Raw genomic sequence first — 13253 nt, 5'->3', positions numbered from 1 at the left:
CCTCAAGGTAAGAGAATCGGATTTGGACCAATCCGGCGAGTGCTGTAGTCCGCGTGCGCCTGCGCCGCCTCCGCCAGCCGGTAGCGATGAAGCTCGATTTCCCCGAAGATGCCGTCCCTCCACTGATCAAAGACTTCGGTGGCCGCCTGGGCCAGCATTGAGCCTTTCACGATGGCGGCGGCGCTCGCCTGGCCGAGTTTGACGTCGCGCACGGCGAGTGCCTGCTGATCGATGTCCGGAGGGCCTGAAGAAGCGCCGATGGTGAAAATCGCTCCGCCATTCCGAACCGCGCCAGCCGAGGCCGCAAACGTTGCCCTGCCCACGAATTCGTAGACGACGTCGACGCCTTTGGGTGCGATGGCGCGAATGCGGTCAGGAAGGTTGGCTTGATCGGACGCGAGGGCATGATCCGCGTCGGCCGAAATGCGCCCAAGTTTGGCGCTTGAGCCAACGGCGATGACGGTCGCGCCCAACGCTTTGGCCCAGCGCGCAACCAACGAGCCGACGCCACCCGTTGCGCCCTGAACCAGGATCGTGTCGCCCGGCCGCACTTCATGCAGCCTTTTGACGGCCAGCCAGGCCGTTATGCCTTTCGTCAGTAATCCCGCCGCGATTTCGGCAGGCACGTCGTCCGGCAGATGCACAAGAGGCGCGACGTCGATAAGCCGCTCGCTGGCATAGGCACCGGGAGCAAAGAAATAGGCAATTCGATCGCCGACCTTGAAGCCCTCCGTCTCTGGGCCCGTCTGCGCGACAACGCCGGCGGCCTCGACTCCGGGTACGAAGGGTAACTCCGTTCGAAAGGCTCCCGAACGGAACATCGTGTCGATGAAATTCACGCCGATCGCGTCCTGGCGAAGCTTGACCTGACCTCGACCGGGGGCACCGACCGCATCCTCCTCAAGAACGAGAACCGACGGGTCTCCAGTGCGGCGTATACGGATGACAGCAGACATGGCGTTTGTCCTTGTGATCTCGATTTCCTATCGAGGCAGGTGGCCCAGTTGCCGCAGACCGGTCATCCAGTCCTCGGTGTGCCAGGTGCGAACGATCTTGCCGTTCTCGATTTCGTGGATGTCGACAGCCTGGATCTTCATCGATCGGCCGGTTGCGGGCAGACCGGCAAAAGTCTGGCGCTGCGTTCCAGTGATGGTCGATCGCACGACGACTTTGTTTCCTTCTTGAATAACGTCATCGATCTTGATGTCGAAATCGGGGAATGCTCCCACAAGCATCGTCATAGCCGCTTTCGCGGCTTCGGGACCGTGTGGAGTGCCCGGTGGCGAGGGGATGTCGACCCAGCTCGACGCCAATATGCTCTCAAGCAGTTTTGCATCATGACGTGCAAACGCTTGGTACCATTGTGATGCGATGTGTTTCGGCTCGTTGGACAGGGGCGCCGCGCTCGCCTGAGCAGTGAGCAACGACCCTGCGATCAATGCGACAAGAGACTTCATGCCTTCCCCCTCAGGCTCGCGGGAGCGGAGCGATCGCGCCCAACTGCTGCATGGCGGAGTAGAGGTTGGCGACGCCCCAGTGCTCGGTAATCTTGCCATTGACGACGCGCATCGCATCGACGGTCTCGAAGCTGACCTTCTTGCCGGTGCCGGCGACGCCGAGGAAGTTTCCCCGATGCGTGCCATGATATGTCTTGAAGGTGGTGACCACGTCACCGTCGATGCGCTGCCAATGGATTTCTGGCGTGAAATCCGGGAACGCCTCGCGCAAGCGCTTGTAGAGGACGAGGACGCCGGCCTTGTCGCGGGTGCCGCCGGGCTGAGGTGTATGATCGAAGAAGTCGTCCGAAAAAAGTTTATTGAACAGAGCCCAATTCCCTCCGCCTTGCACCTCTTCGGTGTTACGGCGAACGATGTCCTTGGCGCTGTGGTTGAGATTATCGGTCACTGGAATCTCCTTTTAGTTCAGAGCTGTCACGGGCCACGACGTTTGCGCTGCTGCATGCAACATGCCGGGTCCGCCGATTTTCCGTAATTCGAATAATATCGAGCGATGACTTCGATCCGCTCGATAAGCTGAGCGCTACGAAGCGGTCACGCCGCCTGCCGCTTCAGGGGCTCAGGCCGCTCTGCCACGGCGCCAAAATAAGACGCTGAGGTCTCCCTGTGGACGTGAGATTCGAGGCCGAAGCACGTCACATGCCGGCGGCATCAATCACCAAACAGCTTTCAGCCTATAGGCGCTATTCCGCGGGCGGGGATCGAAGCAAAGCGATCAGAGCGAGGCAGCCGACCGTGGAAAATCCGATCACGACAAAGCCGTCGATATAAGACAGCAGGTTGGATTGCGTTTGCACGACGCGTGCAAGAAGAGCCGCGGCCCGCGAATTGGCTTCAGCCGGCCCCACCGACCGGGCGGTGACCGCGGCCCTGTATTGGTCGAGCCGTTGGTCGGTGAGGTAGGAGCCAGCGGCTACGTGGAGGCCAATCAGGTTCGAATGGAACTGCTCGCGCACCCTGAGGAACGTTCCAATGAAGGCAACGCCGAGCTCCCCACCGAAGAGCCGGAACGTTTGCAGGAAAGCGCCGAAAGTAAAGGCGTCGCCGCGATAAATGTGTCTGGTGGCGAACCAGATCAGGGATATGAAACCAAGCGACTGGCCAATTGCCTGCACGATCTGGGACGGGAGGAAGTCGTCGCTTGCCCAATCCTGCGTGAGGCCAGTGGCCATGAAACACGCCACGCCGATCAGCACGAAACCCGCCGCGAGGGGAAGCCGGGCGTCGACATGCTTAAGCAGTTTGCCGACCAAGGGGGCAAGCACAAGCTGAGGGGCCGCGATCCATAACAGCACGTCGCCCGTCTGAAGCGATTTGAAGCCCTGCACCGTCGCCAGATATTGCGGAATGATCAGCGCCGTCGAAAGCAGGACAAACCTGAACGCGATCAAAAGCGCGGCCAGGATCGGAATGTTCCCGGATATGACGAAGCGCAGATTGATCAGCGGCTGATCATGGCGAAGCTCATGGATGACGAAGGCGATGACCAGCAGAAATCCGGCCAGGAGGAGCCCGCAAATCAGTCCCGAGTTCAGCCAATCGAGCCGGTTGCCTTGATCGAGCGCGGCATAGAGCAAGCTGAATCCGACACTGCAATAGCCAAGGCCGAACCAGTCGGCTCCGCGCAGGTAGTCGCGATTGATCGGCTCCCGTGGAATGCCAAACCAGACGCATAGCATCATCAGCGGCGTGGCTATGGCGTTCTGCCAGAATATCCACCGCCATGACAGATTCTCGATAAACCAGCCCTCGATCGAGGCTGAAATGTTCAGCGATAATTCGGTGTTCATCGCATAGGCGGCAATGCCGTAGACCGCCAGGTGCGCCGGCAGATTGCGCAGAACGAAGCTGAGCGTCAGTGGAATGAATGTTCCCGAAGCCAGTCCACCCAGAAAATAGAACGTGAGGAAGATGGGCAGGTTCGTGGCGTAAGGAATGAACACCGACAGGAGGGTAAAGACCGCGGTGGCCCCGAGAAGGACGCGCCGCACCCCGAAAGTGCCGCCGAGCCATACCGCGACCGGTCCCATCATCATCTGGCCGACGGTCAGCGCGGTGCTGATCCACGCGCCTTCGTCAACACCGGCGTGGAGGGCACCGCGAATGTCGGCAAGCCCGAAGGTTGTGATACGCCCGGCAAGCGTGGAAATAATCGAGCCGATCAGCACAGCGAGGATACCGATATAAGGCCGGGTGCAAACAGCCGGAGTGGACGATGCATTCCCGTGGGGTGCGAGAGACGGTGAGGTCGAGACCGATCGTGACAAGCCGAAGCTGACGTCCGTCATGGCAGGCCGTCCGCCGCTGCCCGGCCGCCTTCGCTTGCGCCGCCCGTGTCGACAGTCGCGGTCACCGACATCCCCGGACGCAGGAGTTCGAGCTGCGAACTGTCGTGATCGAGGACAATTTTCACCGGAATGCGCTGCACCACCTTGGTGAAATTGCCTGTCGCGTTGTCGGGTGGCAGCAGGCTGAATCTCGATCCGGTGGCGGGTGACCAGCTGTCGACACGGCCCTTTAGAACGACGCCGGGCACGCTGTCGATTGTCACCATTGCCAGCTGCCCGGCGCGGACACGCGTCAATTGCGTCTCCTTGTAGTTCGCCACTACCCACAGGTCGGGAAGTGGCACTATCGAGATCACCTGGGTGCCGATACCGACATATTGTCCAGGCCTCACCTGGCGCAGGCCCACCATTCCGTCGACGGGTGCGAGTATCCTGGTATGACTAAGATTGAAGCGCGCCAGCGCCAAAGCGGCCTGCTGGGCTTTCAGGGTCGCCTCGGCCTGCTGTTGCTGCGTATCGAGCACCTTCAACTGCTGGCGCTGTTGATCGAACTGCGCGTGGTTGAGATCAAGCGTCGCTGTGGCCCGGCTGTAGCTGTTCATCGCCTGCTCCGCGGCTTGATGCGAGACGGCGTCCGTGGTGAGAAGAGACTGATAGCGCTTCGAATCCCGCTCGTAGCGCCACACATCCGATTCTGTTGCGGCGATGGTGGCTTCCGCCTGACGAATGAAGGCCTGTTGCAGGATCTTCTGATTTTCGATGTTGGCGATCGCCGCCTTGCCGGCCTCGACATTCGCTTCGGACTGATCCACCAGCGCGCTGTAGTCATCGTCTTCGATCTGGACGAGAAGGTCGCCCGCCTTCACGCGCTGGAAATCCTTGACCGCAACCGAGCGCACATAGCCGCTCACCCTGGCCGCAAGCGGCGTTATGTCCGATTCAAGATACGCGTCGTCGGTGCTCTGTGTCCTGGCGGAGCCGGTCCAGGCGTTCCAATTCATGGTGAAAAGGAACACCAGGCCTGCGGCCAGCAAGAGGACGGCAATGCGAAGGGGCAGAGTTTTGCTGCTGACAGGCATTGGCAAGTGGACCATCACTACATTTTCAGGATGATGAACTGATCATTGGTCGAGTCGGTCTTCTCGTGCAGTTTGGCGACTTGCGCGGCAGTGACCGCCGGCACGTGATTGCCCCAGCCATTGCGGACGAAGGCAAGCACGTCTGTTGACCCCGGGGAAATGCCTCTCCACTCGGGTCGAGGCGGCATGGAGTGGAAATGAGAGGACGGCCTCAGAGTACCGAAAGAAGCCCTCCGTCCACGAAAAGCGCAATGCCGGTGATGTAGCTCGACAGATCCGAGCCCAGGAAGGCGACAGCATCACCGATCTCGGAGGGTTGACCAAGGCGGCGCAGCGGGGTGCGTTTGCGAAAGCCTTCGGCCGCTTCTGCAATGCCAGGGCTCGTTCGCAGCAGCACCGTGTCGATGGTCCCCGGCGCCACAGCGTTCACGCGGATACCATCGGGGCCGAGCGCATCCGCCAGGGATTTCGCCATCAGGACGACACCACCCTTGCTGGTGGAATACGCGACGGTGATCCCGGCCCCGTTGATTCCGCCCATGCTGGCCATCAGCACGATGCTACCGCGCTTGCCCTTGGCCTTCATCTGACGCGCTGCTGCTTGCGATCCAAACAGCACGCCGTCGAGATTCACCGACATCAGCCGTCGGTAGTCATCCTCCGCCACGTCGGGTCCGTCTGCCTTCAGCGTGATTCCCGCGTTGGCGACCATGACGTCAACGCCGCCGAACGTACCGGCCGCGTCAAGCAACGCATCATTGTCTGCCCGCTTGCTGACGTCGGCTTTCACGAAAAGACTGGACACGCCCAGCTTTTCGATCTCGACCGCGGTTGGCGCGCCACCCTCGCGTGGTGTCTCGGTTACATCGGAGACAATCACGGCCTTTGCGCCGTGTTCTGCCGCCTTGAGGGCAATTGCTCGGCCAATGCCGCTTGAGGCGCCGGTGACGACAACCACCTTGCCCTTCAATATGTCGCTCATACAATTCTCCTGGGTTCCTTGCTTGATAGCCGTTGACTTGCCTTGGAATGCCTTGAAGGCATTGGCTTCCGGATTGGCGGTGAGCTGCTCCTGGAATTTCGCAAATCCGCAACTTCCCAGTGCTCGGCGAGCTTGCCGTCTGCGATTTGGTAGAATTGAAACGCCGCGAAATCGAAGCGGTTACCCGTCGCTCTATACTCGCCGAAATCGTTCACTTGAGTGCCGCTGACCCAGTTCATCACCGCCGCCCGATGAACTTCAGATGAGATACCGAGGATGACGCTCGGATGTCTCCAGGATTGTCACAGTCGTCGCTCGCGAACAGCCAGATGAGGTCGCGAGCGACGTTCGACGCCGCATGGCTGCTTGCCGAGCGTGGCGCTCATGTCGCGGTGGGTGTGGATTCATCGCAAGGCACAAATCCGAAGTTCACCCACCCATCGACCCAGATGCTCCCGCCAATTTCTGCAGCTCGGACCCATACCACGCAGAGATGGCGCGGTACTCAGTTCCCTGAGGGGTCTTCCAATCGCGAAACCACTCATCAATCATTGCCCGCGAGGTGTTAGGTATAGCGCCGGCCTGAATTAGACGTCTTATGGCAGTCTCATGAGCTACCTGGGAAAGGCCGCCCACGGCGTCGACGATGAACATCGCCTCATAGCCATCGCGGAGGGCATCGATGATTTGATATGCGAGACAGATTTCCGTCCAGAGTGCTGCGAAGACCAAGCGCTTCCGGCTTGTTTTTTCGACGGCGGAGCGAATATTGACGTCTTCCCACGCGTCCATAGTCGAACGATCGATAGCAGTTGTTCCGGGTAACTCGTCCGCGATGGCCTGAACCGTGGGGCTGTTTACTTTGCCGCCAACTCCCACAGTACTTAGAATTACCGGTACGCCAAATGCCTTCGCGGCCCTGATCAGGAATCTGACATTCAGTTCGATAAGCGCCGAACTCGTTTCAGATCGGACAGCTCTGAGCATTTCGGGTTGGTAGTCAACCAGCAACAGGGCACATTCAGCAAACTTCCATACTCCTTTTGAAGGAGGTTCCTGTGCCTGAGCAAAGGAGGCGGAACTGAGTGATGCTCCAACTGTGACCAGCGATGCTCCAGCCATGGCCCCAGCGCCGCGGAGGATTTCTCGCCTGCTCGTCGACTTGGACATGACGTCATTTTCGTTCATCGATGCGCTCCACAGGGGGATCGGATCATGACCTTGCTCCGGTGTTGGTTGCATCTCTAGGATTTGCCGCAGTTATCGCTCGCGTACAGCCAGATAAGGTCGCGAGCGACGTTCGACGTAATCGACAAGCCATCCGCTCAGGCGATCGATGCTTCCGCCCGCCACCACGATGCGGCGTCCGCTACGCGAACTATTCGAGTTGATCGAACTCGCACGTCAAAACTATGCGGCTGTTCCAGAGCGCCGACTGCTGACATTCATTCACCATCTGGCGCGCCATCCTGGCTGCGACCGTCAGGAGGAGGATGGCTCATGGTCGACCCCGCAACGCCCGCGATACCAATGCGCGTCGGCAAATCCGAACGAAATGGGATGACCGACATCGCAGCGCTGATTGGCCGGATTTTTATCAGCGGCGTTTTCATCATCTCGGGCATCGCCAAGATTGGCGCGCCGACTGCAACCATGGCCTTCATCAGTTCCGTCGGTCTGCCGTTTCCGCAGTTGGGGCTGGCGATAGGGATCGTCATAGAGACAGTCGTGGCGGTGGCATTTTTGGTCGGCTACCGCACGCGCATGATGGCCGCGATTATTGTAGTCTATTGCTTCGCCACCGCCATCTTCTTCCATAACGCCTGGTCTGATGTGAATCAGTTGATGCATTTTTGGAAAAACATGACCATGGCTGGCGGTTTGATGCAGGTCATAGCTTTCGGCGCGGGCCGCTATAGCCTCGATGCATTTCGCAGCTAGAAGTCTGGCGACGCGACCGGTTTCGCCGAACTCAATCGAGGCGAGCCACCTTTGAGGAGGCTAGTCACTGCATCCCATGTCGTCGCCAGTATGCTCGTGTCGTAAAACGATGGGAGCGGCGGCGTCAGTCGATGCAAAGGCCGGCAGAGTACCACCATTCATGCCGTGCGATTGGCGCATGAACTGATTGATCAGGAACGACGCCGCGGGGCCAGGAGGCATGTCCGTTCGGTGAATCGCAAAGAAGCGATAATGGCCGCCTTTGAAATCCGGCATGTCCAGCAGCACGAGCCTGCCGCATGCGAGATCTTCAACGATCATCGGCTCTGGCATCGTACCCCAGCCAATGCCTTCGCGAAGCAGCATATGTTTGGTGGCAAGATCCGCTACACGCCAAGTGTGGGTGCCGATGACGCCGAGATCCGAACCTGCGGTCAGCGGCGAGCGATCGGTAAGGACCAACTGAACATGATGGCGCCCGGCGCCGAGTGCGTTGACGCCCAGTGCCAGCGGATGAGAGGGCGCGGCGACCGGAACAAGGTGAACACAGCCGACACCGATGCGCTCAAGGCCGTCGATTTCGACGTCGGGAGGGCCGCGAACGCCGATCATCGAAGTCCGATCGAGGACGAGTTGGGTCACAGCGCCAAGAGCCTCGGCTCTCAGCCGGAGCGGGACCGTGGGGAACTCATCGTGGAAGTTCCTCAGGGCTTCAACCACGCGGGCCGCGGGTAGCATCACGTCGAGGGCGACGTGAACTTCTGATTCGATGCCTTGATGAAGGCCCTTGGCCTTCGCGCGTAATCGATTGAAGCCCAATGCCACGTCGCGGGCCGCCGTCAGCAACGCGCGGCCATCGCTGGTGAGTTGGGGGCGGCGGGTGGAATCTCGCTCGAAGAGCATGACGCCCAGTTGCGCCTCCAGATTGGTGATTGTGTAACTGATGACGGACGTCGCCCGGTTTAGCTGCCGCGCTGCTCCGGCGAAACTGCCCACGTCGACAACCGCGAGAAACACCCGCAATTGGTCGAAAGTAGGCGTCCCCGGATCAGACATGTCGATTTCCTCCCAACGCACGAATGAGCATTTGCTAATCAATCGGGCAAATACTCGCATTTTGGCGTACAGAGTCAACCGGGCCTGGTTTGCAGGGTCCATAACAAAGCTCGATGAAATGACGAAATGACGCAAGCAATGTCGGGTCCGGCGCGATTGGCCGCGCCCTCGCAATTCAGTTCGCCAAGCACCGAATCGAGGTCATGCTGGCCAACAGCCGCCGCCCCTCCACCCTGACGGATTTGGCCGGTAAATTAGGCACGAGCGTCAGGCCAGTTGCAGCGAGCGAGGCGATTTCCGCGGGCGTAATCTTGGCCATTCCGTTTGGGGCAATTCCGCTTGTCACGCAGGGCGGGACTGCGAACGGCGTCGACTGGAGTGGGCGATTGGATCGAGGCCAGCAACGCGGTCGCGAGGTGCCAGCGTTCAAGCCCGCTGACCTACCTCGGGGACGCCTCTGTCCTCGACATCCTGGTTGAAGGGGGCGGCACCTCCCCCAGGCGGTCCCAGTAACGAGCGGGCTGTGACCGTCTGGGAGTTGGTCCTCGTCTCCCAGCCAGCTGGGAGAATATGCAAAGGCAATATGGACTTACCCGAAACGGGAATTCCATCGATTCAGGGCCGCGCGCCGATCAAGACGGAATTGGCGTCCGAGTGCCGTCTCGCCCATTAAGTCAAACCCGTGAACGGCCCCGGGATAGACATGGCATTCTACGGATACTCCCGCTCGCGAAGCGCGCATGACGAAGTTCACACCCTCTTCAAGGAAGAGATCCAGGGCGCCGATGGCCAGGAACAGAGGCGGGAAGCGGTCAAGACTTCTGGTCAGGCTCGGAGAAAAATAGCCCACCCGATCGTCATCTGCCGAATAGGCTCCTTTCATAGCCGACCACCCGAAGCGATTGTCTTGCGCTGTCCAGACAAATCCGCCGGTCGTCGGATTGGGCTGAACGTCTTGGTCGGACCCCGTCCGGCAATCAAGCATCGGATAGATCAGCATGGCGCCTGCCGGTAGAAACTCCTTTCGATCGCGTGCCAGAAGCGTCGTCGCTGCGGCCAGTCCCCCGCCAGCGCTGTCTCCCATGATAGTGATCCGTCGCGGGTCCACGCCGAGCGAAGCTGAATTTTCGAAGAGCCAGTGAAGCCCGGCATAGCAATCCTCGATCGGGCCGGGGAATGGCGTCTCTGGTGCCAGCCTGTACTCCACCGACACCACAACCACCGTATTCTCTATCGCCATTTGCCAATTCAGACCGTCGATCGAGGCTGCGGAACCTAAGACATAACCGCCGCCATGAATGTTCAGGATTGCTGGCTTTTGTCCCGCACTAGGCGGCGCATAAATGCGCAGTTGAACAGGAGGCGCTCCGTTCATGTCCGCGGTGACAGCGAGCCGAGGCTGCTCGAGCGCCATGCCCTGTTGCTCGAAGTACTGTTGCGCGGTTGCTCGCGCGTCTGCGAGACTGGCGGCGCTAAGACCGACGCTGGGCCCATTTGCGAGAAACGGACGCAGTTCAGGGTCAACCAGACTCTCTCCGTTCATGTTCAAAAAACCTCTCACTAAGAGGCGCAATGGTAACGTCGCCAATCGCTTCAGCCAGCCCGATAGCATCGAACGCCGTGTTCCATGCTTCCGGCATGTGAGTTGCTTCGCCTTCGAATTCCTGCGGCCGCAGCGGCGAAATCGAGCGACCGACCACCTTTGAACCGCAGATGGGACGGGATTCGCCGCTTCGCTACATGCCTACCGGATAGAACGTCGTCATCGACGGAATCTGGCTGGCATGGGAGGCCTCATCCAAGTCAGTGTCGATCAAGATCCGGCAGCCGAAAGGTAAGATCAGAGGATAGGTAACGGGCGGTTTCGTGTGACCTTTGCTGACCGTTCCAGATCGCAGTCGAGGGATTTGACCATGATGGATGATTTCGATGGCAAAGTGGTCTTGGTGACCGGTGCAGGCTCAGGCATCGGACGCGAAGCGGCGTTGGAGTTTGCTGCTCGTGGCGGCTTTGTTTTTGGCGCGGACCTGAACGAGCAAGGCCTTGCAGAGACCCGGCGCCTTATCTTGGGGGCAGGCGGCAGAGCGGAAGTCGGCCGCGTCGATGTATCCTCGGAGGATGATGTTTCGGCCTTTGTCGCGCGCATCGATGCTGAAGCGGGCCGTCTGGACGCCGCTTTCAACAATGCAGGAATTACCGGTGGCGCGCACCGGATCGAGGATTATCCCACGGATGACTTCGACCGCGTTCTACGGATCAACCTCCGAAGCGTCTTTCTCTGCATGAAGCATGAGCTACCGCTGCTGAAGCGGAGCGGCGGCGGTGTCATCTGCAATACGGCTTCGGTCGCCGCGCTTACCGGCCCCGGCGGAATGTGCGCCTACGCAGCATCAAAACACGGCATTCATGGGCTGACACGAGTCGCGGCGATGGAGAACGCCGCACATGGAATTCGCGTGAATGCCCTCGCGCCGGGTTGGACCGAGACGCCGATGGTCATCACCGCAAGTGCTCAGAATCCATCCTTCGCTGCGCAGACGACCAACGCGATTCCCGCCAAGCGAGGCGGTAAGCCAAGCGAAATCGCACAAGCCGCCGTTTGGTTATGCTCAAGTGCGTCAAGCTACGTATTCGGGCAAATGTTGATCGTTGATGGAGGCATGACCATCGGTGGATTCGAGTTCTAATCTCGAAACTTTGCTCCTCCGAGAAGTACACCAAATGTGGAGACTGGATGATGCGCCTAGATGTCTGCAAACACTGTCTCTCGGTTGAGCCGGAGGGCATGACAGACCTGTCTCGGGGATTCTCACAGGTGAGGTAAGCCGGGGCATCTTCATGTTGACCAACAGCCATTATCAGTCGCTTCTCATAACGACGGGCGGAGGCGCCGTTTTGGTGGACGCCCCGAGCCGCTTGTTCAGGACATCGAGCCCGCCGCAAGTGACGTGACGGACGAGCCGATAAGACATTGATCTACTCTCACGGGCGCCAGTCGGCGCAGTGCGCATAGGAGGCGATGAGTTCGCGGATGCGAGGCGATCTGCGTTTTTTGGGTAATACAAATTGAAAATTTCGCCCTCATGTTTCACAACAGGCCGGTAGACCGGGGATGGTTTTGCAGCCCGCGGGTCGCTCACGGTCCTCGAGGCGAGAATTCTAGAGACGTTCAACAATGACCCAGCACGCACAAAACGCTCGAATTCTCATGTACAGCCACGATACGTTCGGGCTCGGCCACTTGCAGCGCTGCCGAACGATCGCGCATTCGCTGGTCGAGGATTTCCGCGGACTTCAGGTGCTTATCATTTCGGGTGCGACTATCGCCGGCGCCTTCGACTACCGCGCCCGTGTCGACTTCGTGAAGATCCCCAGCGTCATCAAACTCCGCAACGGCGAATACACCTCGCTGGAAAAGGATATCGATCTGCATGAGACGCTAAGGATGCGCCAGTCGATCATCCGCCACACAGCCGAGACCTTCCGACCGGACATCTTCATCGTCGACAAGGAACCGCTCGGCCTGCGCGGCGAGATCGAGGACACGCTGTCCTACCTCAAGACGCGGGGCACCACGCTCGTGCTTGGCCTGCGCGAGGTGATGGATGCGCCGCATCTGCTCGAGGCGGAGTGGGCGCGCAGGGATGTGATGCGCAAGATAGGCCTGTTCTACGACAAGGTCTGGGCCTATGGTCCGCCGGATTTCTATGATCCGCTGACCGGCCTGGATGTGCCGCCGGCTGTCAGGGCAAAAATGAGCTTCGTCGGTTTCCTGCAGCGGAGCCTGCCGCGGAACGAGTTGCCCGGCCACCGGCCCGAGGGCGACTATATCCTCGTGACCACCGGTGGCGGTGGTGACGGCGCCGAACTGATCCACGACGTCATCGATGCCTACCAGCAGGATCCGCAATTGCAGCACAGGGCGCTGATCGTGCTTGGCCCCTACATGCCGGCGCGCAAGCGCAACAAACTGCTCAAGAAGGGGGCCAGGATCCCCTACATCAAGATCATCGAGTTCGACAACCGCATGGAAGACTTGATTGCCGGTGCCAAGGCGGTGGTGGCGATGGGCGGTTACAACACCTATTGCGAGATCCTGTCTTTCGACAAGCCGGCGCTGATCGTGCCGCGCGTCGAGCCCCGTGAAGAACAACTGATCCGCGCTCGGCGCGCGGCCGAACTCGGCCTGATCGAGATGCTCTTGCCGGAAGAAGCCAAGGATTCCCAGCGATTTGCCGATGCACTGATGGTGCTGCCGGAGCGGCCCCGCCCATCACAGAGCAATCCGCATCTGACGCTGGAGGGGCTGCCTCATATTTCCGCAATCGTCGCGGAACTGCTCGACCGGCGGGCCGGCCATCACCTTTCGGTCATTGAAGGAATGAACTGA

General features: G+C 59.8%; 14 protein-coding genes and 1 pseudogene. 4 read left to right on the top strand and 11 right to left on the bottom strand.

From position 1 onward, the window contains the following. Positions 1–2: 2 nt before the first annotated feature. From FJW03_RS15750 to FJW03_RS15715, 9 genes are all read right to left on the bottom strand, one after another. Positions 3–956: a zinc-binding dehydrogenase gene (locus FJW03_RS15750; RefSeq protein WP_140610378.1), complete on the bottom strand. Its 954-nt coding sequence runs from the start codon at positions 954–956 to the stop codon at positions 3–5. A 27-nt stretch (positions 957–983) separates the two neighbouring features. After that, on the bottom strand, positions 984–1457 hold the full coding sequence (locus FJW03_RS15745; RefSeq protein ID WP_140764121.1) for an ester cyclase: 474 nt from the start codon (positions 1455–1457) through the stop codon (positions 984–986). A 10-nt stretch (positions 1458–1467) separates the two neighbouring features. After that, positions 1468–1905: an ester cyclase gene (locus tag FJW03_RS15740; RefSeq protein ID WP_140764119.1), complete on the bottom strand. Its 438-nt coding sequence runs from the start codon at positions 1903–1905 to the stop codon at positions 1468–1470. Between the two features lie 295 nt (positions 1906–2200). Then, a complete protein-coding gene (locus tag FJW03_RS15735) occupies positions 2201–3805 on the bottom strand; it encodes an MFS transporter (protein WP_140764116.1) in 1605 nt (534 codons plus the stop codon). Next, entirely contained in the window at positions 3802–4821 is a 1020-nt protein-coding gene (locus FJW03_RS15730; RefSeq protein WP_226890364.1) for an HlyD family secretion protein, read from the bottom strand. Before FJW03_RS15730 ends, FJW03_RS15735 begins: the two co-directional genes overlap by 4 nt. A gap of 80 nt (positions 4822–4901) precedes the next feature. Beyond that, complete coding sequence (locus tag FJW03_RS30060; protein ID WP_264296473.1) at positions 4902–5024, bottom strand: hypothetical protein; 123 nt, start codon at positions 5022–5024, stop codon at positions 4902–4904. A gap of 71 nt (positions 5025–5095) precedes the next feature. Then, on the bottom strand, positions 5096–5866 hold the full coding sequence (locus tag FJW03_RS15725) for an SDR family NAD(P)-dependent oxidoreductase (protein WP_140610383.1): 771 nt from the start codon (positions 5864–5866) through the stop codon (positions 5096–5098). Further along, a complete protein-coding gene (locus FJW03_RS30385; protein WP_140764111.1) occupies positions 5863–6105 on the bottom strand; it encodes an ester cyclase in 243 nt (80 codons plus the stop codon). Before FJW03_RS30385 ends, FJW03_RS15725 begins: the two co-directional genes overlap by 4 nt. A gap of 190 nt (positions 6106–6295) precedes the next feature. Continuing rightward, positions 6296–7054 (bottom strand): isochorismatase family protein, encoded by a 759-nt coding sequence (locus FJW03_RS15715; RefSeq protein WP_181173251.1) that lies wholly within the window; start codon positions 7052–7054, stop codon positions 6296–6298. Positions 7055–7366: 312 nt separating this feature from the next. Between FJW03_RS15715 and FJW03_RS15710 the strand changes: the two genes are divergently transcribed. Beyond that, positions 7367–7807 carry a DoxX family protein gene (locus tag FJW03_RS15710; RefSeq protein WP_210240598.1) on the top strand — a complete coding sequence of 147 codons (441 nt, stop codon included), beginning with the start codon at positions 7367–7369 and terminating at the stop codon, positions 7805–7807. Between the two features lie 60 nt (positions 7808–7867). Here the strand turns inward: FJW03_RS15710 and FJW03_RS15705 are convergent, their stop codons facing one another. Next, a complete protein-coding gene (locus tag FJW03_RS15705) occupies positions 7868–8863 on the bottom strand; it encodes a LysR family transcriptional regulator (protein WP_140764265.1) in 996 nt (331 codons plus the stop codon). 152 nt (positions 8864–9015) lie between these two features. Between FJW03_RS15705 and FJW03_RS30380 the strand changes: the two are divergent. Then, positions 9016–9342 (top strand): annotated as a pseudogene (locus FJW03_RS30380) (NAD(P)-binding domain-containing protein); the annotation flags it as partial. A gap of 110 nt (positions 9343–9452) precedes the next feature. Here the strand turns inward: FJW03_RS30380 and FJW03_RS15695 are convergent. Further along, complete coding sequence (locus FJW03_RS15695; protein WP_140764262.1) at positions 9453–10406, bottom strand: alpha/beta hydrolase; 954 nt, start codon at positions 10404–10406, stop codon at positions 9453–9455. Positions 10407–10776: 370 nt separating this feature from the next. Here FJW03_RS15695 and FJW03_RS15690 point away from each other — a divergent pair, with 370 nt between their 5' ends. Further along, on the top strand, positions 10777–11550 hold the full coding sequence (locus FJW03_RS15690; RefSeq protein ID WP_140764106.1) for an SDR family NAD(P)-dependent oxidoreductase: 774 nt from the start codon (positions 10777–10779) through the stop codon (positions 11548–11550). 488 nt (positions 11551–12038) lie between these two features. Next, on the top strand, positions 12039–13253 hold the full coding sequence (locus tag FJW03_RS15685) for a glycosyltransferase family protein (protein WP_140693720.1): 1215 nt from the start codon (positions 12039–12041) through the stop codon (positions 13251–13253).

It is taken from the genome of Mesorhizobium sp. B4-1-4 (assembly GCF_006439395.2).
In the GTDB taxonomy this organism is placed as follows: domain Bacteria; phylum Pseudomonadota; class Alphaproteobacteria; order Rhizobiales; family Rhizobiaceae; genus Mesorhizobium.
This window is presented reverse-complemented; position numbering and strand designations above follow the sequence as displayed.